This window comes from Salipiger sp. ABF4_146 (assembly GCF_056161345.1).
In genome coordinates this window covers 175,815-194,142 of record NZ_JBSWYX010000001.1, presented here as the reverse complement: position 1 = coordinate 194,142, position 18,328 = coordinate 175,815, and the positions used below count along the sequence as shown (strand labels likewise).

Here is an 18,328-nt window from a genome sequence, read left to right as displayed (position 1 = left end):
AACGCCCGCCACGCAAACCTCCGGGGACCCAAGATTTGATCCGCGTCGAAAACCTCCACCGCCATTTTGGCGGTTTCCGTGCCGTTGACGGGGCCAGCCTCGAGATCGCCAAGGGCTCGATCACCGGGCTCGTCGGCCCCAATGGTGCCGGCAAGACCACGCTCTTCAACGTCGTCGCGGGCGCGCTGCCGCCGACCTCGGGCCATGTCTTCATGGACGGCGAGGACATCAGCGGCCTGCCCCCGCACGCGCTGTTTCACAAGGGCCTGCTCCGTACCTTCCAGATCGCTCATGAGTTCAGCTCGATGAGCTGCCGCGAGAACCTGATGATGGTGCCCGGCAGCCAATCCGGCGAGAGCCTGTGGAACGCCATCTTTGGCCGCGGGCGTATCGCGCAGGAAGAGGCGGCGCTGCTGAAGAAGGCCGACGAGGTGCTCGACTTCCTGACCATCTCGCACCTCAAGGACGAGAAGGCCGGCAACCTTTCGGGCGGCCAGAAGAAGCTGCTGGAACTGGGCCGGACGATGATGGTCGACGCCAAGATTGTCTTCCTCGACGAGGTCGGCGCGGGGGTGAACCGCACGCTGCTGAACACCATCGGCGACGCCATCCTGCGGCTCAACCGCGAGCGCGGCTACACGTTCTGCATGATCGAGCACGACATGGATTTCATCGGCCGCCTGTGCGACCCGGTCATCGTCATGGCCGAAGGCAAGGTGCTGGCCGAAGGCACGGTGGACGAGATCAAGGCCAATGAGGCGGTGATCGAAGCCTATCTGGGCACCGGGCTGAAGAACAAGGAGATGATCGGCGGATGATCTGCCTGTGCGACGAACTTGGGGGCTCTGCCCCCGCGAGCCACAGGCTCGAATACCTGCTAGGTGGGGGCTCTGCCCCCGCGAGCCACAGGCTCGGATACCTGCTAGGTGGGGGCTCTGCCCCCGCGAGCCACAGGCTCGGATACCTGCTAGGAGGGGGCTCTGCCCCCGCCCGCCTTCGGCGGACTCCCCCGGGATATTTTCATCTAGACGAAGGGCGATCGGCGGCATGAGCAGCGAGACCTACGGCGACCGCGGCAACAAGGACCGCTCGATCACCAATCCGGGGGGCATGGGCGACGCGCGACCCGTGAAGCCCGGTGGCCATGCGCATGAAGCGCCGGGTGGGCCGTTCCTCATCGGCGAGGCGATGACCGGCGGCTACGGCAAGGGCGCGGACATCCTGCATGGCTGCACCATCGCCGTCGAGCGCGGCGAGATCGCCGTCATCGTGGGGCCCAATGGCGCCGGCAAGTCCACCGCGATGAAGGCGGTCTTCGGCATGCTCGATCTGCGTCAAGGCGCGGTGCGGCTTGATGGCGAGGATATCACTGCACTGTCGCCGCAGGAGCGGGTGCGGCGGGGCATGGGGTTCGTGCCGCAGGTGCGCAACATCTTCCCTTCGATGACCGTCGAGGAGAACCTCGAGATGGGCGCGTTCATCCGCAAGGACGACATCCGCGACACCATGGAGCAGATCTATGGCCTGTTCCCGATCCTCAAGGACAAGCGCAAGCAGGCGGCGGGAGAGCTTTCCGGCGGCCAGCGCCAGCAGGTTGCCGTGGGGCGCGCGCTGATGACCCGGCCCAAGGTGCTGATGCTGGATGAGCCCACGGCGGGCGTCTCGCCCATCGTCATGGACGAGCTTTTCGACCGCATCCTTGAAGTGGCGCGCACCGGCATCCCGATCCTGATGGTCGAACAGAACGCCCGGCAGGCGCTGGAGATCGCCGACAAGGGCTACGTGCTGGTACAGGGCGCCAATGCCTTCACCGGCACCGGGCGCGAGTTGCTGGCCGATCCCGACGTGCGGCGGAGTTTTCTGGGTGGCTGAGCGCGGGCGAACAAGGCTGGACATGCGTATTTGCGGCACAATGAAGGCCGTGGCGCTGTGCTGCGCGGCGCTGCCCGTGGCGGCGCAGGACGGCGGGCAAATGTCGCTGCAGGACGCGCCGGTGCAGGCCGAGGTCGCGCTGGCCTGCGATTTCGGGGCGCAGTGCCGCGAGGACGCGCCCTGCACCGAGACCGATTTTTCCCCGGCGCTCAACGGCGCGTCGGGCGGGCTCGACGAGAGCAGCATGGTGGTGCGCGCGCAGCTGTCTTCGGACGGGCGCGGCGTCGAACTGATCGGTGTGTCGGACGGCAGCACCATGTCGATCTGGGGCGGCGACATCGAGGAGCGGCATTTCTTCACGCGCGGTGCTGATGGCGCCACGCGCTACACCATCCACCGCGCGGACGGCCCGGAGATGATCAGCTATATGGGGGTGTGCAAGTGACGTGGTTTCGCCTGAGCACGCTGAGCGCCCTGCCCTTGAGTGCCCTGCCCCTGATCGTGCTTCCGCCGGCAGCGCATGCCGAAGGCGCGCGGCTCACGCTCGAGTGCGAGATCGTCACCGCCTGTTCGGAGGCGGGCCAATGCGCGGACGGGACCGGTCCGGTGCGCATTGTGCTGGCGCCGCTGGACACCGATGCCGCGGGCGCCGGGCGCTACGAGGTCTCGGTGGACGGGCAGCCCGCTCTGCCCGCCGAGGCGCTTGGCTTTGCCGGGCCGTTCCTCTGGCAACCGTCCGAGGGCACGCGCGTGACGCTCAACCTGACCTCCGAGACAACGGCGCTGTGGACGCGCCAGATCGTCGACAGCGGCACCGATGCGCCGCCCTCGGCAGACGTATATTTTCTGACATGCGGGATCCTGCCCTGATGGATATCCTCAACGCGCTGGTAGCGCTTGCCAATTTCGTCCTCGTCCCCGCCATCGCCTATGGCAGCCAGCTGGCGCTTGGCGCGCTGGGGGTGACACTGATCTACGCCATCCTGCGGTTCTCCAACTTCGCCCATGGCGACACGATGGCCTGGGGCACCATGTGCGCCGTGCTGGCCACTTGGGGGCTGCAGGCGGCGGGCGTCAGCCTTGGACCGCTGCCCACCGCCCTGTTGGCGATCCCGGTCGGCATCGCCGGCGCCGCGGTGCTGGTGCTTGCGACCGACCGCGTGGTCTATCGCTTTTACCGCGCGCAGAAGGCCAAGCCGGTGATCCTCGTGATCGTCTCGATGGGCGTGATGTTCGTCTACAACGGCCTCACCCGCTTCGTGATCGGGCCGGACGACCAGAACTTCTCGGACGGAACGCGCTTTTTGATCTCGGCGCGCGACTTCACGGCGATGACCGGGCTCGATGAAGGGCTGGCGATCAAGACCACGCAGGCGCTGACCGTGGTGGTGGCGATCCTCACTGTCGCGCTGCTGTTTTGGTTCCTCAACCGCACGCGCACCGGCAAGTCGATGCGCGCCTACTCCGACAACGAGGATCTGGCGCTGCTCTCGGGCATCAACCCCGAGCGCGTGGTGACCGTGACATGGCTCATCGTGGCGGCGCTGGCGACCATCGCAGGCGTGCTCTACGGGCTCGACAAGAGCTTCAAGCCCTTCACCTACTTCCAGTTGCTGCTGCCGATCTTTGCCGCCGCCATCGTCGGCGGCATCGGCAACCCGCTGGGGGCCATCGCGGGGGGCTTTGTCATCGCCTTTTCCGAGGTCGGCATCACCTACGCGTGGAAGAAGGTGTTGGGCTACCTGATGCCCGAGAGCCTCGCGCCCGACGGGCTCGTGCAGCTGCTGTCGACCGACTATAAATTCGCGGTCAGCTTCGTGATCCTAGTGATCGTGCTGCTGTTCCGCCCGACCGGACTGTTCAAGGGGCAGACCATATGACCCGCACCTTTGGCCTTTTCGCGCTGGTCGCAGCGCTGATCCTCGGCACCGGCTTCCTGCAAAGCTGGAACTCGGCGCTGATCATTCTCAACATGGGCCTCGTCAGCGCCATCATGGCGCTGGGGGTGAACCTGCAGTGGGGTCTTGCCGGGCTGTTCAACGTCGGCGTCATGGGCTTTGTCGCCGTCGGCGGTCTGGCGGTGGTGCTGGTGTCGATGGCGCCGGTGCCCGAGGCCTTTGCCGCGGGCGGGCCGCGGGTTCTGGGCGCGCTGGCGTTCGGTGCCGCGGTCATCGCCGCCGCCGTGCTGGCGTGGAAGAAACTGCGCAGCGGGCTGCGCGGCTGGGCCGTGGCGGCGATCACCCTCGCAGGCTTTTTCATCTATCGCGCCCTGCTCGACCCTGCCGTCGACGCCATCGAGGCCGTCGACGCGGCCTCGGCGGGCTATCTCGGCGGGCTTGGTCTGCCGGTGCTGCTGGCGTGGCCGGTGGGCGGCCTGATGGCCGCGGGCGTCGCCTGGGCCATCGGCAAGACCGCGCTGGGGCTGCGCTCGGACTATCTGGCCATCGCCACGCTGGGCATCGCCGAGATCATCATCGCGGTGCTGAAGAACGAGGACTGGCTGTCGCGCGGCGTCAAGAACGTGATCGGCCTGCCGCGTCCGGTGCCCTATGAGGTCGACCTGCAGGCCGATCCGGGGTTTGTCGACACCGCCGCCTCGCTTGGCCTCGATGCCACCACCGCCTCGACCCTGACGGTCAAGCTGGGCTACTCGCTGCTGTTTGCCGGGGTACTGATCGTGCTGCTGGTGCTGGCGCAGCTTGCGCTCAACTCGCCATGGGGCCGGATGATGCGGGCGATCCGCGACAATGAGGTGTCCGCCGAGGCGATGGGCAAGGACGTCACCCGGCGTCACCTGCAGGTCTTCGTCCTTGGCTGCGCGCTCTGCGGCATGGCGGGCGCGATGATGACCACGCTCGACGGGCAGCTGACCCCCGGCACCTACCAGCCGCTGCGCTACACCTTTCTGATCTGGGTGATGGTCATCGTCGGCGGCTCGGGCAACAACCTCGGCGCGGTGCTCGGCGGCTTCCTGATCTGGTTTCTCTGGGTGCAGGTCGAGCCGATGGGCCAGTTCGTCATCGGCGCGATCACCGCGGGCATGGCCGAAGGCAGCTGGCTGAAGGGCCACCTGCAAGACAGCGTGCAACACATGCGCCTGCTGACCATGGGGGTGATCCTGCTGCTGGTGCTGCGCTTTGCCCCGCGCGGACTGCTGCCCGAGCGCTGATCTCGGCCAAGACCTGATTGCCGCTAAAGGCGCCACCGGCGGCGATACCGGTGGCGCTACCGGCGGTGATCGGCTCATCCGCCGCCGCCATGCGCTGGCTTTGGTCGAGCGGACAGGGTGTCACAGTCTAACGCTATGGTAATTCGCAGGTCTCATCTTAGGTGAGCGTCACCGCACGCGCAGCCCTCGGAGCAGTCCCTCGGACCAGTTCAGGGGCGCTCGGGAGGGAACACCCTTCGCGCGCGTACGTTCAAGAGTCATGAGACATGGAGTTATGACAGACATGGATTGGCAAGACACCACCCGCAACTGGGGCCTCACCGTCGAGCGCCTGAAGACACGTTTCCCGCACATCGACGACGCCGCCCTGCGCGCGCGCCACCATGACCATGCCGAGACTGCCGAGCATATCGCCGCCCGCCACGACCTGACGCGCAACGAGGCTGCGCGCGAACTGGACGATTGGGCCTTCGCCACCGCCCTGCACCAGCAGATCGACCAGCTTGCGGGGTGATCCTCAGGTCAGCGACGTGACCCAGAGTATCGTGGCATCCTCTGGGCTGACCGACACCACATTGTGCCCCATCGAGGCGTCGTAATAGGCAGAGTCGCCGCGGCGCATCTCGATGGGCTCATAGAACTCGGTGTAGAGCGTCACCACCCCTGTGAGCACGTAGAGGAATTCCTCGCCGTCGTGCCGCACCCAGCCCTCGAATTCGTCCATTGACCGTGCGCGCACCCGCGCCCTGTACGGCAGCATCTTCTTGCGGGTCAGGCTCTCGGCCAGCAACTCGTGCTCGTAGGTCGTGGTGACCTGATGCAGCCCCTCGCCGTCCTTCACATGCACCATCCGGCCCGAGACCTGCTCGCGCTTCGGCGGCGTGAACAGCTGCGGCACTGAAATCCCCAGCCCCACGGCAAGCTTCTTAAGCGCCTCGTAGGTCGGCGACATCTGACCGTTCTCGATCTTCGACAGCGTCGATCGCGCCAGCCCAGCCTGCTTTGCCGCCTGCTCCAGCGTCCAGTCGCGCGCCTTGCGCAACTCGCGCACGCGCATCCCCAGATCCAGAGGTTCGGCGGTTTGCTCCTGCCCGGACTCGCGGGCAATGCGGATGAGTGTTCGAGGATCGCGCGACATGGGATTTGCCATAGCGTCACCGCCGCGCGCTGGCAATGCTGCTGATGCAGGCTTGCGCGACTGCGGCGGTCTGCCTAAGCCTTTTGTCATGCAGTCCGTTTTCGACGAAGGGCCCTATGCGCCCTGTCCCGCCCCCTTCAACCTTGCGGCCCATGTGCTTGCCGCGGGCGAAGCTGTGCCCGACAAGATCGCCCTGTCGATTGTGCGCCTTACCGGCGCAGAGCGGTGGTCTTACGCCCGGCTCATCGCTGCGGTGCGTGGCACCGCGACCGGGCTGCTGCAGGCGGGCATCGCGCCGGGCGAGCAAGTGCTGCTGCGGCTGGGCAACACGGTCGACTTTCCGATCGCCTATCTTGGCGCGATCACCGCCGGGATCGTTCCGGTGCCGACTTCCTCGCAACTGACCGCGCCCGAGGTGGCGGTCCTGCTCACGCAGATCGCACCGGCGGCAGTTTTGCTTGGCGACGGCATTGCCTGCCCCGAGACCGCCGTGCCCGTGATCCCTCCGGCCACATTCACCACATGGCGCGATCTGCCCCCTGCGGACTATGCCATGGGCGATCCTGACCGGCTGGCCTATGTGGTCTTCACCTCGGGCACCTCCGGGGTGCCGCGCGCGGTCGGCCACGCGCATCGGGCGATCTGGGCGCGTCAGATGATGCTGCGCGGCTGGACCGGCCTGCAGGCCAGCGACCGGCTGCTGCACGCGGGGGCCTTCAACTGGACCTATACGCTTGGCACCGGGCTGATGGACCCTTGGACGGTGGGCGCCACCGCGCTGATCCCCAAGGCCGGCACCGATCCCGCGCAACTGTCGCTGCTGATGAAACGCAATGATGCCAGTATATTCGCCGCCGCGCCGGGGGTGTTCCGGCAGGTTCTGAAATACCCCGTGCCGCCGCTGCCAAGGCTGCGCCACGCGCTTGCAGCGGGCGAAAAGCTACCCGAGGCGCTGCGCCGCACGTGGCACGAGGCGACCGGGACCGAGATTTTCGAGGCCTATGGCATGTCGGAATGCTCGACCTTCATATCGGCCTGCCCCGGGAAACCGGCCCCCGAGGACGTGCTGGGCTGGCCGCAGCCGGGCCGCCGGGTGGCGATCCTCGGTGCCGATGGCACCCCGGTGTCACGCGGCACACCGGGCACGATCGCTGTGCATGTCGACGATCCCGGCCTGATGCTCGGCTACCTTGGCGCACCAGAGGAGACCGACGCCCGGCGCACCGGGGCTTGGTTCCGCACCGGAGACGAAGGCGTCATGCAAGACGATGGCGCGATCAGCTATCTGGGGCGCGATGACGACATGATGAACGCCGGCGGCTACCGCGTCTCGCCGCTGGAGGTCGAGGCGGCGCTCGGCGAGCTTCCGGGCGTTCAGGAACTGGCGGTGACAGATGTGATGGTGAAAGACGGCGTCTCGGTCATCGCGGCCTTCTATACCGCCGAGAGCGAGCTTGAACCGGCCGCGCTTGACGCCTTCGCCGCCGAGCGGCTTGCGCGCTATAAGCAGCCGCGCGCTTGGGTGCGGGTCGAGATGCTGCCGCGCAATCCCAACGGCAAGCTGCAGCGCAAGGCGCTGAAGGAGTATGCCTTCGACTGAGGCCGCCACAGGCCCCGGACTCCGCCCGAAGGCCCTCCCCTTAATCACTTATGGTACAAGAAAAAGAGCCCCCGAAGGGGCCCTTGAGTTTCATGCACCAAGGCTCATCCTGTTGTACGGCTCGTGATGTGTTCTGCCTGCGGCCCGGGCATGTCTGAAGCGGGCGCACCCGCTTCGAAACCCCGAGGCCGGATTGCCCGGCCCCGATGATCGGTCTCAGCTGCAGCCGCTGGTCGAGCCGCAGGTGTTGCACTTCATGCAGGTGCCGTTGCGCACCAGCGTGTAGTTTCCGCACTCGCCGCAGGCCTCGCCCTCGTAGCCCTGCATCCGCGCCTTGGCGCGCGCGTCCATCGCCAGCGCCGAACTGCCCGAGGTCGCCACCGTGGTCACCCGTTCTTCGGACACCAAGGTCCCCAGCGCCGACAGCTCCTGCGGCAGACGCTTGCGCAGATACCCCGCCGAAGAGATATGCTTGAGCACCTCCAACGACCGCGTCGCGCCGCTTTCGCTAAGCTCTTCGACATTGCCCAGCCCGTCTTCCTCGCCGCGGCCCAGATCGTCGAAGCTGGCCCCCGAGGGTTTGACATGCGCCAGATCGGTGCGGTCGAGGTAGGACACCGCCAGTTCGCGGAACACGTAATCGAGGATCGAGGTGGCGTTCTTGATGCTGTCGTTGCCCTGCACCATGCCCGCCGGTTCGAACTTGGTGAAGGTGAAGGCGTCGACAAACTCTTCCAGCGGCACGCCGTATTGAAGGCCCACCGACACCGCGATGGCGAAGTTGTTCATCATCGCGCGGAAGCCCGCGCCTTCCTTGTGCATGTCGATGAAGATCTCGCCAAGCGCACCGTCGCCGTACTCGCCGGTCCGCAGGTAAACCTTATGCCCGCCGACAACGGCTTTCTGGGTATAGCCCTTGCGGCGATCCGGCATCTTCTCGCGGTGCGAGCGGACCAGTTCCTTGACCACCACCTTCTCGATGACCTTTTCGGCCAGCACCTGCGCCTTCTCCGCCGGGGCGCCGCTTTCCAGCACCTCCTGCGCATCCTCGTCATCCTCGACCAGCGCCGCCGCCAGCGGCTGGCTGAGCTTGGAGCCATCGCGGTAGAGCGCATTGGCCTTCACACCCAGCGACCAAGAAAGCTCGTAAGCCTGCTGACACTCCTCGATGGTGGCCGAGTTCGGCATGTTGATGGTCTTGGAAATGGCCCCCGAGATGAAGCTCTGCGCGGCGGCCATCATATGGATGTGGCTGCCGACGCTAAGGTAGCGCTTGCCCTTCTTGCCGCAGGGATTGGCACAGTCGAAAATCCCGTAATGCGCGGGCTTGAGGAACGGCGCGCCTTCCAGTGTCATGGTCCCGCAAACGTGGTCGTTCGCCGCCTCGATCTCGGCCTTGCTGAAACCGAGGTGGCGCAGCAGGTCAAAGCTCGGATCGGTCAGCTTCTGTGCCGGAATGCCCAGCGTGCCGCGGCAGAACTCCTCGCCCAATGTGAAGTGGTTGAAGACGAAGCGGATATCGAAAGCGGTTGCCAAGGCGGCCTCGATCTTCTCCAGCTGCGCCTTGCCGAAGCCGTGCCCGATCAGCGCGGTATGGTTGACCCCCGGCGCATTGCCCAGAGAGCCGTGCCCGACCGCGTAGGAGGTGATCTCTTCGATCTGGCTCGAACTATACCCCAGCCCCACCAGCGCCGCGGGCACCGAGCGGTTGATGATCTTGAAGTAGCCGCCCCCCGCCAGCTTCTTGAATTTCACCAGCGCGAAGTCCGGCTCAATGCCGGTGGTGTCGCAATCCATCACAAGACCAATGGTGCCGGTGGGGGCGATCACCGTGGTCTGGGCGTTGCGATAGCCGTGCTTCTCGCCCAGTTCCAGCGCCTCATCCCAAGCGGATTTGGCAATCTCTACAAGGCCTTGATCCGGACAGTTCGCGTGATCCAGCGGCACCGGTTTGACCGCCAGCGCCTCGTACCCAGAGGTCTTGCCCTGCGCCGCGGTGCGGTGATTGCGGATCACCCGCAGCATGTGCTCACGGTTGCGCGCAAAGCCCGAGAAGGCCCCAAGCTCGCTGGCGATCTCGGCCGAGGTGGCATAAGCGGTGCCGGTCATGATCGCGGTGAGCGCGCCGCACAGCGCCCGGCCCGCATCGCTGTCATAGCTCAGGCCCATGGTCATCAGCAGCCCGCCGATGTTGGCATAGCCAAGGCCAAGCGTCCGAAAATCATAGGAAAGCTGCGCGATCTCTTTGCTTGGGAATTGCGCCATCAGCACCGAGATCTCGAGCGTGAGCGTCCACAGTCGGGTCGCGTGCACATAGCCTTCGGCGTCGAACTTGCCGCCTTTCAGGAAGGTCAGCAGGTTCATCGAGGCCAGATTGCAGGCGGTATCGTCGAGGAACATGTACTCCGAGCACGGGTTCGAGCCACGGATCGCGCCGTCTTCGGGGCAAGTATGCCAGGCGTTGACCGTGTCGTGGAACTGGATACCCGGGTCCGCGCAGGCCCATGCGGCGTGCCCGACCTGCTCCCAAAGATCGCGCGCTTTCAGTGTCTTGGCGACTGTTCCGTCGGTGCGGCGGATAAGCTCCCAATCCGCATCGTCGCGCACGGCCTGCAGGAAGGCGTCGGTGACACGGATCGAGTTGTTGGAGTTTTGACCCGAAACGCTGGAATAGGCCTCGCTGTCCCAATCGGTGTCATAGGTCGGGAACTCGATGCTGGCATAGCCCTGCTTCGCGTAGTCCAGCACCCTCTTGATATAGGTTTCTGGAATAGCGAGCTTTTTCGCCTCCCGCACGGCCTTCTTCAGCGCCGCGTTCACTTTCGGATCATAGGCGTCCGTCTCGCCGCCGTCCCAGCTACGGATCGCATCGAAGATCGCGTTGAGCATCACCTCATGCATCTTCGATCCGGCGACGATGCTGGCCACCTTCTGCTCTTCTCGGACCTTCCAGTTGATGAAATCCTCGATGTCGGGATGGTCGGCATCCACGATCACCATCTTTGCGGCGCGGCGGGTGGTGCCGCCGGACTTGATCGCGCCGGCTGCCCGGTCGCCGATCTTCAGAAAGCCCATCAGGCCCGACGATTTGCCGCCGCCCGACAGCGGCTCGTTCTCAGCGCGCAGGCTGGAGAAGTTGGTGCCGGTGCCCGAGCCGTATTTGAACAGCCGCGCCTCGCGCACCCAAAGGTCCATGATGCCGCCCTCGGTCACCAGATCGTCGCTGACCGACTGGATAAAGCAGGCGTGTGGCTGCGGGTGCTCGTAGGCCGACTTGGACTTGGTGAGCTTGCCGGTCTTGTGGTCGACGTAGAAATGCCCCTGGCTCGGGCCATCGATCCCATAGGCCCAATGAAGGCCGGTGTTGAACCACTGCGGCGAGTTCGGCGCCGCCATCTGGCCCGCGAGCATGTGGCGCATCTCATCGTAGTAAGCCCGCGCATCGTTTTCAGAGGTGAAGTAGCCGCCCTTCCAGCCCCAATACGTCCACGCGCCAGCCAGGCGATCAAACACCTGCTTGGCAGAGGTCTCCCCGCCGCGCGGCGTGTCGGGCGAGGCAGGCACCGAGCGCCAGAGAAACTCCGGCACGCCCTGCTCTTTCACCTTTTTCAGCTCGCTGGGGACCCCGGCCTTCCGGAAGTATTTCTGCGCGATCACGTCAGAGGCAACTTGGCTCCACCCCGCGGGCACCTCGAGCGTGTCGAGCTTGAACACCGAACTGCCGTCGGGATTGCGGATCTCGGAACTGGTGGTGACAAATTCAATGCCCGCGTACGCATCCCGGCCCGCGGTGGTAAAACGTCTGGAGATCTTCATGTTCGCCTCTGCCCTTGCCTTGGCCACAATTCAAATCCGGATTGCGAGGCACAGAGCTTTCCCGGCCGGGCAACGCGACTGCGTGCCCGCCAAATGACTAGAAAGGCTTTGGTATTGTCTGACCCTGCTGAAGACCACTAGATATTGTGGCCTTTGATCCGCTAGCTACAAACTGGATCAAGAAGACGCCATCGGTCAACGGAAAATTCCCGGTCGCCCCATATATTTGGTAAGCCGCGCCCTGCAGGGCACCATAGCTATGGCATCCGCCGGTCGTCGCGATACAGGAGAACATCCGGAAAACTGCCCTTACGTCCACCTTGGTACGCGGTAAAAACAAACACCGGCTAGGCTGTCACAGGTTGTGCTGAATTGTTTTCAGACCTGTTATAATGTGCCGCTTTGCCGTCAAAGGACGATCGCGCAATTTTTGGGCAAAGATGCAACACGCACACCTGCGTTCCGCCGCGTCACACCTGCAACAGTAAAAGGTGATTTGGGCAAGGGACCCGCTGGCGCTACTGGCGCCAAGCGGTTCGCTATGCTGGTCGGGGCGAGAGGATTCGAACCTCCGACCTACGGTACCCAAAACCGTCGCGCTACCAGGCTGCGCTACGCCCCGACGCGACAGGCAATACAAGGCTCGTCAGGAATTGAAAAGCGGAAAACTCACTCGCAGGGCCACGCCGCGTCAGAGATGCGCGGATGTTGCATTTCATTGCCCTCGGTGATGCCAAGCTGAGCCGCCAGTCCTCCGTTGATTTCCAGCACGAACTGCGCATCGCCCTCGCTGGCGATCGGCGTCAGATCACCCGGCACGGCGTTTTCATGCACCGAAATCACCACGCCGCTCGAATCCGCGAACACCATGTCCAGCGGGATCAGCGTGTTCTTCATCCAGAAGCTCATCTCGTGAGGCTCGTCATAGACGAAGAGCATCCCGGCGCTCGATGGCATGCTTTCGACGAACATCAGGCCAAGCGCGCGCTCACGCGTGTCATCGGCGATCTTCACACCAAAGCGCGCGCTGCCCCAGTCACCGCGCAGCCACAGCGTGTCTTCGCTGCAGGCTGCCTGAGCCGCCTGCCCGATCATTCCGCTGAGAAGCGCCGCACCGACGAGGCTCAGGACACCAGTGCGGTTTCCCATGCGCAGACCTCCGTTGCCATCTGGCCGCGTTTGCCCTCAATCACCCGGATCGCCAGCGCCTCGCCGGGCTGCAGATCCGCAAGCCCCGAGCGCCGCAGCACCTCGATGTGGATAAAGACGTCCTGTTCGCGACCAAAGACATTCGCAAAGCCAAAACCCTTGGCCTTGTCGAACCACTTCACCCGGGCTGGCTCCAGAGGAGCGGCCTTGATGATCTCTGGATCGATCTCTTCGAAATCCGCGAGCGGGGCGCCAGCCGGCGCCTCCGGCGGTTCTATGCGGTACACTTCGGTGGCTTGGATGCCGCGATCCGTACGCTGAACGCCCACCTCGATCCGCGCTGAATCAGCCACGGAACTCTGCCCGAAGTTGCGCAGCACATTGGCATGCAGCAAGATATCGGGACCTCCCTCATCCGCGATCACGAAGCCGAACCCCTTAACCGGGTCGAACCACTTCACTCGGCCGAGCACGCGCCGCGTTTCACTCTCTTCTTGTGTCAAATGCGTTTCCACTGGTCGTCTTGCATATCCCCACCATCCTCTTGCGACAGGCTGGCGCGCAATTGCAAGTCATTGAAACCTGTATTCTCTACGAAATTGCATTTCGCGTAACATGAAATTCAAGGATTTAATCTGGTCACTGTCCACTTATCCGAAACACTTGTGCGCCTCCAGACGAACCGGTCATGCAACCGGAAAGCGCCATCGGCCCAAAATTCAACTTCTACGGGAGTGATGCGAAATCCCCCCCAAAATTCAGGCCGCGGCGGGTTCGGCCCCTTTGTCGCCGTAATCTTGGCAACCTCCGCCATAAGTGCCGCCCGTGACGCGAGGGGCTGGGACTGCTTGGAAGCCCAGGCCCCGATCCGCGATTTGAGCGAACGAGACGCGTAATATGCGTCCGCTTGCGGGCCATCCTCCCTGTCGACAAATCCACGAACTCGGATCTGACGCCGCAACGTTTTCGAATGTAGCACAAAAGCTACCTTACCGCTGCCTAAAATTTCCTTAGATTTGGCACTTTCGTAGTTCGTGTAGAAAACAAAGGCACTCGCCTCGATCTCCTTGAGCAAAACCATGCGAACATTGGGCAGTCCGGCCTCGTCCACCGTCGACAGCGCGATGGCATTGGGATCGTTCGGCTCTGTTGCTTCGGCCTCTTTCAGCCAGCTGCGCGCGATCTCGAACGGATCGTCCCCTGCGAAAATTCCGGTCCGGTCGCTCATCTGCCTGTCTCCCTGCGTTACCTGTACTGCCCGACGCGTGCCGCCCGCTTTATGTTCCGGCGTCGCTCAAACCCTTGATGCCTCCGGGCCAATCGCCTAAAGGACACAAACAAAATCAATGCCGGGTAGAGGTGAGGGATGTCAAATACTCTGATGGCCGGAAAACGCGGCCTGATCATGGGTCTCGCCAATGACAAGTCGATTGCCTGGGGCATCGCGAAGAAACTGCGCGAGGCGGGGGCAGAGCTTGCCTTCTCCTATCAGGGCGAAGCCCTGAAGAAGCGGGTGGGCCCGCTGGCCGAGCAACTGGGCTCGGATATCGTGCTGCCCTGCGACGTCTCTGACGAAGCCTCGATCGACGGGCTGTTCGACGGGCTGAAAGAGCGCTGGGACAAGATCGATTTCATCGTCCACGCCATCGGCTTTTCCGACAAAAGCGAGCTGCGCGGGCGCTACGTCGACACCAGCCGCGACAATTTCAAACTGACGATGGACATCTCGGTCTACAGCTTCACTGCGGTGATGCAGCGCGCCGAGAAGATGATGACCGAGGGCGGCTCGGCCCTCACGCTCACCTATTACGGGGCCGAGCGCATCATGCCGCATTACAACGTGATGGGCGTGGCCAAGGCGGCTTTGGAAGCGTCGGTGCGGTATCTCGCCGAGGATCTCGGCAAGGACAACATTCGCGTCAATGCCATCTCGGCGGGCCCGATCAAGACGCTGGCGGCCTCCGGCATCGGCGATTTCCGTTACATCATGAAGTGGAACGAGTACAACTCGCCGCTGCGCCGCAACGTGACCACCGAAGATGTCGGCGGATCGGCGCTCTACCTGCTGTCCGATCTGGGCTCGGGCGTGACCGGCGAGACGCACCACGTGGATGCGGGCTATCATGTCGTCGGTATGAAAGCCGTCGATGCGCCCGACATCACCAAGGGCTGAGCCCTTTCGACCGACGTAGATATCCGCCAGGGAGTGCTCCCATGCCCGAGATGACCGACCGCCTGCCCCACGAAAAGGGCTTTCACGTAAGCTGGGACCAGCTGCACCGCGACAGCCGCGCGCTGGCGTGGCGCCTGCAAAGCCATAAGCCCGAGGGTGGCGGCGACTGGCGTGCCGTGGTCGCCATCACCCGCGGCGGCATGGCTCCGGCGATGATCGTCGCGCGCGAACTGAACGTGCGCATGGTCGATACCATCTCGGTCAAGAGCTACAACCACCAGGAACAGTCGGAACCCAAGGTCATCAAGTTCCCCGACATGGATGTCATGGGCGATGGCGAAGGTGTTCTGATCATCGACGATCTGGTCGACACCGGTCGCACGCTGGAGGTGGTGCGCAAGCATCTGCCCAAGGCGCATGTGGCCACCGTCTACGCCAAGCCGATGGGCCGCCCGCAGGTCGACAGCTTCATCACCGAAGTCAGCCAGGACACGTGGATCTTCTTCCCGTGGGACATGGCCCTGCAATACGTCAAACCGTTCCACGGCACCGCCGATTAAACGCGGGACCCGAGCGACACTCGAAGGGCGCGGCCATGATGGCCGCGCCCTTTCTTCTTTGCGTCTTTGCCGCGTGGCAGCGTGCGGAGATCAGCCCGCGAGGCCCGCCTTCAGCGTGTCTTTCCAAGGGGTCGTCGGACGACCGATCAGCTTCGACAGCGTCTTGTCCTCGCTGTAGAGCCCGCCCTGCGAGGCGCCGTTGTCGCTGTCGGCCAGCATATCGGCGACGGGCGCGGGCAGGCCCGCCCCTGTCAGGGCCGCGGCATATTCCGCTTGGCTCATGTTCACGTAAGGCACGTCTTTGCCCGAGATCTCCGACAGCGCCGCGGCAAACTCGGTCAGCGTATAGCTGTCGTCGCCCGCCAACTCATAGACCGTGCCGCTTGCCGGTGTCTCGCCGGTGAGCACCGCCACAGCCGCCGCCGCGTAATCCGCCCGCGCCGCCGAAGAGATACGCCCGTCACCCGCAGCGCCGATCATCGCGCCATGCTCCAGCGCGGCGCCCGCGCCCATCACATAGTTCTCCGAGTACCAGCCGTTGCGCAGCAGCGCGTAGGTCAGCCCCGATGCGGCCAGCGCCTCTTCGGTGGCCACATGCTCGCCCGGCAGCACGGTCAGCGGCGAAGACGTGGCGTTCAGGATCGAGGTATAGGCGATGAAATTCACACCGGCCTTTTCGGCCGCGGCGATCACATTGCCATGTTGCGCGGCCCGTTTACCCACCTCGCTGGAAGACACCAGCAGCAGCTTGTCGACGCCCGCGAAGGCCGCTTCCAGCGCCGCCGGATCATCATAGCTTGCAACCCGCACCGTGAAGCCCTTTGCTTCCAGCTCTGCCGCCGCTTCGGGGCGGCGCACCAGCGCGCCGATCCGCGCCTCGGGGGCCGCCGCCTGCAGTTGCTGCAGCACAAGACCGCCAAGCTGTCCGCTGGCGCCGGTGATCATATAGTCTAGCGTGTCAGCCATCGTCTTTCCTTTCCGTGACCCCTGCCCACTCTGGCACAGGGTTCTGATTCGAGGTATGGTCTCTTTTCTAGACCTCAATCGACCGGGCCGAAAGGAGGCACATTCGCATGACAAGGTTACACGCAGGGAACCCCGACACCATCCGCGCCATGCTTGACAACATGGCCATGTGGACCGGCGCCCCGGAGGATGAGGCGCAATGCCCCGTGCGCGATGTGCTTGACCGGGTGGCGCAGAAATGGACCTTGCTGATCCTCGTCGCACTGGAGCCCTCGCCAAAGCGATTTTCCCAGCTTCAGCGGCAAGTTGGCGACATCTCCAAACGTATGCTCACGCAAACTCTGCGGCAGTTGGAGCGCGATGGTCTGGTGTCGCGGCAGGTGTTTCCCACCAAGCCGCCGTCGGTGGAATACGCGCTGACCGAGCTTGGCCGCTCGTCGCTGGCGCCGATCGGTGCGCTGCTCGTCTGGGCCGACAGCCACCACGCCGAGATCACCGCCGCCCGCCAGAGCTACGACGCGGCGGAAGCGGCCTGAGGGATCTTCCCCCGCTCGCGCGGCGCTGATAGCGTCCGCGCAACTACGAGGGAGAGACCAGTCATGACCAAGCTCAGCCGCACCCAGACCACCTTCGCCCCACCGGTGATGGAGGCACGCCGCTGGCTTGAAGGGGTCACTTTCCCGCCCGAGCGCCCGCTGATCAACGTCAGTCAGGCCGCGCCGATTGATCCGCCGCCCGCGCCGCTGGTTGCCGCGATGGCCGAGGCGCTGAAGGACCCGGCAACGCACCTCTACGGCCCGGTTCTGGGACTGCCGGAGCTCCGCGCAGAACTGGCCGCGCATTGGTCGGCCCATTACGATGCCGAGGTTCGCCCAGAAAATGTCGCAATCACCGCAGGTTGCAACCAAGCCTTCGCAGCCAGCATTAGCGCGATCTGCGGCGAAGGGGATGAGGTTCTTCTACCAACCCCCTGGTATTTCAATCACAAAATGTGGCTGGATATGGACGGCGTCACCACCGTACCGCTGCCCACCGACGAGCATCTGATCCCGCAAACCGAGACCGCGTCTTCTCTCATCACGGAAAGAACGCGCGCCATCGTTCTGGTTTCACCTAACAATCCGGGTGGCGCGGAGTACCCTGCCGAAACCCTGCGTGCGTTCATGGAACTGGCCAAGGCGCATGACCTGAAGCTGATCGTCGATGAGACCTACAAGGATTTCGACAGCCGCAGCGGCGCCCCGCACGACCTGCTGAACGACCCCGAGGACCGCGCACATCTGATCCAGCTTTACAGCTTTTCCAAGGCCTATCGGCTCACCGGTCACCGCGTCGGCGCCGTCATCACCGACGAAGCCCTGCTGCCTGAGATCGAGAAATTTCTCGACACTGTAACCATTTGCACGCCGCAACTGGGACAGCGCGCAGCGCTGTGGGGGCTGCAGAACCTTGGCCAATGGGTGGCGGGCGAGCGTGATGAGATCCTCGACCGGCGCGCTGCCATTGCCGACAACATGCCCAAACTCGAAGCGAAAGGCTGGAAGCTGCTCGGCCTCGGTGCCTATTTCGCCTATTTCGAGCATCCTTTTGCCGGCAGCTCGGCCGAGCTCGCGCCAAAGCTGGTGCATGAGGCCAGCATCCTGACCCTGCCCGGCACGATGTTCATGCCTGCCTCCGACCCACGCGGCGCGCGGCAGTTCCGCTTTGCCTTCGCCAATGTGAACCGGGCCGAGATCGCGACGCTGTTCGACCGGCTCGCCGCGCTCGACTGGCCACAGGCCGAGGCGCATGCGATCGCGCAGGCTGACAAGGCCGAGACGCCCCTTGCGAGCAAGGGCTTGGCCCAGTAAACCCCGACGCCAGAAACAGGACGAGCGAGAGGCAG

At 64.3% G+C, this 18,328-nt stretch carries 18 protein-coding genes and 1 tRNA gene; 12 read left to right on the top strand and 7 right to left on the bottom strand.

Going from position 1 to position 18,328, the window contains the following annotated elements; translation table 11 throughout:
* The first annotated feature begins 35 nt into the window (after positions 1-35).
* From ACXAJT_RS00995 to ACXAJT_RS00965, 7 genes are all read left to right on the top strand, one after another.
* Positions 36-818: an ABC transporter ATP-binding protein gene (locus tag ACXAJT_RS00995; protein WP_475232009.1), complete on the top strand. Its 783-nt coding sequence runs from the start codon at positions 36-38 to the stop codon at positions 816-818.
* A gap of 229 nt (positions 819-1,047) precedes the next feature.
* A complete protein-coding gene (locus tag ACXAJT_RS00990; RefSeq protein WP_475232007.1) occupies positions 1,048-1,872 on the top strand; it encodes an ABC transporter ATP-binding protein in 825 nt (274 codons plus the stop codon).
* Between the two features lie 22 nt (positions 1,873-1,894).
* Positions 1,895-2,317, top strand: coding sequence for a hypothetical protein (locus ACXAJT_RS00985; protein ID WP_475232005.1), 423 nt, complete (start codon positions 1,895-1,897; stop codon positions 2,315-2,317).
* 35 nt (positions 2,318-2,352) lie between these two features.
* Positions 2,353-2,742, top strand: a complete 390-nt coding sequence (locus ACXAJT_RS00980; protein ID WP_475232003.1) for a hypothetical protein — start codon at positions 2,353-2,355, stop codon at positions 2,740-2,742.
* Positions 2,742-3,752 carry a branched-chain amino acid ABC transporter permease gene (locus tag ACXAJT_RS00975; protein ID WP_475232001.1) on the top strand — a complete coding sequence of 337 codons (1,011 nt, stop codon included), beginning with the start codon at positions 2,742-2,744 and terminating at the stop codon, positions 3,750-3,752. Before ACXAJT_RS00980 ends, ACXAJT_RS00975 begins: the two co-directional genes overlap by 1 nt.
* The gene (locus ACXAJT_RS00970) at positions 3,749-5,041 is read left to right on the top strand and encodes a branched-chain amino acid ABC transporter permease (protein ID WP_475231999.1); all 1,293 of its coding nucleotides are present in this window, start codon (positions 3,749-3,751) and stop codon (positions 5,039-5,041) included. Before ACXAJT_RS00975 ends, ACXAJT_RS00970 begins: the two co-directional genes overlap by 4 nt.
* Positions 5,042-5,315: 274 nt before the next feature.
* Entirely contained in the window at positions 5,316-5,555 is a 240-nt protein-coding gene (locus ACXAJT_RS00965) for a hypothetical protein (RefSeq protein ID WP_475231996.1), read from the top strand.
* A 3-nt stretch (positions 5,556-5,558) separates the two neighbouring features.
* Here the strand turns inward: ACXAJT_RS00965 and ACXAJT_RS00960 are convergent, their stop codons facing one another.
* The gene (locus ACXAJT_RS00960) at positions 5,559-6,179 is read right to left on the bottom strand and encodes a helix-turn-helix domain-containing protein (RefSeq protein WP_475232750.1); all 621 of its coding nucleotides are present in this window, start codon (positions 6,177-6,179) and stop codon (positions 5,559-5,561) included.
* An 88-nt stretch (positions 6,180-6,267) separates the two neighbouring features.
* Between ACXAJT_RS00960 and ACXAJT_RS00955 the strand changes: the two genes are divergently transcribed.
* On the top strand, positions 6,268-7,779 hold the full coding sequence (locus ACXAJT_RS00955; protein WP_475231994.1) for a class I adenylate-forming enzyme family protein: 1,512 nt from the start codon (positions 6,268-6,270) through the stop codon (positions 7,777-7,779).
* A gap of 216 nt (positions 7,780-7,995) precedes the next feature.
* On the opposite strand, the gene ACXAJT_RS00950 is transcribed toward ACXAJT_RS00955, so the two are convergent.
* From ACXAJT_RS00950 to pdxH, 5 genes are all read right to left on the bottom strand, one after another.
* Positions 7,996-11,595, bottom strand: coding sequence for a vitamin B12-dependent ribonucleotide reductase (locus ACXAJT_RS00950; protein ID WP_475231992.1), 3,600 nt, complete (start codon positions 11,593-11,595; stop codon positions 7,996-7,998).
* 545 nt (positions 11,596-12,140) lie between these two features.
* Positions 12,141-12,217, bottom strand: a tRNA-Pro gene (locus ACXAJT_RS00945).
* A 47-nt stretch (positions 12,218-12,264) separates the two neighbouring features.
* A complete protein-coding gene (locus tag ACXAJT_RS00940; RefSeq protein WP_475231990.1) occupies positions 12,265-12,744 on the bottom strand; it encodes a DUF192 domain-containing protein in 480 nt (159 codons plus the stop codon).
* Positions 12,720-13,247 carry a cold-shock protein gene (locus ACXAJT_RS00935; protein WP_475231987.1) on the bottom strand — a complete coding sequence of 176 codons (528 nt, stop codon included), beginning with the start codon at positions 13,245-13,247 and terminating at the stop codon, positions 12,720-12,722. The genes ACXAJT_RS00940 and ACXAJT_RS00935 overlap by 25 nt, the downstream gene beginning before the upstream one ends.
* 119 nt (positions 13,248-13,366) lie before the next feature.
* Complete coding sequence (pdxH, locus tag ACXAJT_RS00930) at positions 13,367-13,972, bottom strand: pyridoxamine 5'-phosphate oxidase (RefSeq protein WP_475231985.1); 606 nt, start codon at positions 13,970-13,972, stop codon at positions 13,367-13,369.
* A gap of 138 nt (positions 13,973-14,110) precedes the next feature.
* Here pdxH and fabI point away from each other — a divergent pair, with 138 nt between their 5' ends.
* Positions 14,111-14,917: an enoyl-ACP reductase FabI gene (fabI, locus tag ACXAJT_RS00925; protein ID WP_475231983.1), complete on the top strand. Its 807-nt coding sequence runs from the start codon at positions 14,111-14,113 to the stop codon at positions 14,915-14,917.
* 50 nt (positions 14,918-14,967) lie between these two features.
* On the top strand, positions 14,968-15,477 hold the full coding sequence (gpt, locus tag ACXAJT_RS00920) for a xanthine phosphoribosyltransferase (RefSeq protein WP_475232748.1): 510 nt from the start codon (positions 14,968-14,970) through the stop codon (positions 15,475-15,477).
* Positions 15,478-15,567: 90 nt separating this feature from the next.
* Here the strand turns inward: gpt and ACXAJT_RS00915 are convergent, their stop codons facing one another.
* On the bottom strand, positions 15,568-16,443 hold the full coding sequence (locus ACXAJT_RS00915) for an SDR family oxidoreductase (RefSeq protein ID WP_475231981.1): 876 nt from the start codon (positions 16,441-16,443) through the stop codon (positions 15,568-15,570).
* A gap of 107 nt (positions 16,444-16,550) precedes the next feature.
* Between ACXAJT_RS00915 and ACXAJT_RS00910 the strand changes: the two genes are divergently transcribed.
* Together ACXAJT_RS00910 and ACXAJT_RS00905 are read left to right on the top strand one after the other, a co-directional pair.
* On the top strand, positions 16,551-16,979 hold the full coding sequence (locus ACXAJT_RS00910) for a winged helix-turn-helix transcriptional regulator (RefSeq protein WP_475231978.1): 429 nt from the start codon (positions 16,551-16,553) through the stop codon (positions 16,977-16,979).
* A gap of 63 nt (positions 16,980-17,042) precedes the next feature.
* Positions 17,043-18,293 (top strand): aminotransferase, encoded by a 1,251-nt coding sequence (locus ACXAJT_RS00905; protein ID WP_475231976.1) that lies wholly within the window; start codon positions 17,043-17,045, stop codon positions 18,291-18,293.
* Positions 18,294-18,328 lie beyond the last annotated feature (35 nt).

What these genes read in the sequence shown, in the direction of transcription:
- ACXAJT_RS00990 (WP_475232007.1), top strand. Translation starts at nt 1,048, where the DNA reads ATGAGCAGCGAGACCTACGGCGACCGCGGCAACAAGGACCGCTCGATC.
- ACXAJT_RS00985 (WP_475232005.1), top strand. Translation starts at nt 1,895, where the DNA reads ATGCGTATTTGCGGCACAATGAAGGCCGTGGCGCTGTGCTGCGCGGCG.
- ACXAJT_RS00975 (WP_475232001.1), top strand. Translation starts at nt 2,742, where the DNA reads ATGGATATCCTCAACGCGCTGGTAGCGCTTGCCAATTTCGTCCTCGTC.
- ACXAJT_RS00970 (WP_475231999.1), top strand. Translation starts at nt 3,749, where the DNA reads ATGACCCGCACCTTTGGCCTTTTCGCGCTGGTCGCAGCGCTGATCCTC.
- ACXAJT_RS00965 (WP_475231996.1), top strand. Translation starts at nt 5,316, where the DNA reads ATGACAGACATGGATTGGCAAGACACCACCCGCAACTGGGGCCTCACC.
- ACXAJT_RS00960 (WP_475232750.1), bottom strand. Translation starts at nt 6,179, where the DNA reads ATGTCGCGCGATCCTCGAACACTCATCCGCATTGCCCGCGAGTCCGGG.
- ACXAJT_RS00955 (WP_475231994.1), top strand. Translation starts at nt 6,268, where the DNA reads ATGCAGTCCGTTTTCGACGAAGGGCCCTATGCGCCCTGTCCCGCCCCC.
- ACXAJT_RS00950 (WP_475231992.1), bottom strand. Translation starts at nt 11,595, where the DNA reads ATGAAGATCTCCAGACGTTTTACCACCGCGGGCCGGGATGCGTACGCG.
- ACXAJT_RS00940 (WP_475231990.1), bottom strand. Translation starts at nt 12,744, where the DNA reads ATGGGAAACCGCACTGGTGTCCTGAGCCTCGTCGGTGCGGCGCTTCTC.
- pdxH (WP_475231985.1), bottom strand. Translation starts at nt 13,972, where the DNA reads ATGAGCGACCGGACCGGAATTTTCGCAGGGGACGATCCGTTCGAGATC.
- fabI (WP_475231983.1), top strand. Translation starts at nt 14,111, where the DNA reads ATGTCAAATACTCTGATGGCCGGAAAACGCGGCCTGATCATGGGTCTC.
- gpt (WP_475232748.1), top strand. Translation starts at nt 14,968, where the DNA reads ATGACCGACCGCCTGCCCCACGAAAAGGGCTTTCACGTAAGCTGGGAC.
- ACXAJT_RS00915 (WP_475231981.1), bottom strand. Translation starts at nt 16,443, where the DNA reads ATGGCTGACACGCTAGACTATATGATCACCGGCGCCAGCGGACAGCTT.
- ACXAJT_RS00910 (WP_475231978.1), top strand. Translation starts at nt 16,551, where the DNA reads ATGACAAGGTTACACGCAGGGAACCCCGACACCATCCGCGCCATGCTT.
- ACXAJT_RS00905 (WP_475231976.1), top strand. Translation starts at nt 17,043, where the DNA reads ATGACCAAGCTCAGCCGCACCCAGACCACCTTCGCCCCACCGGTGATG.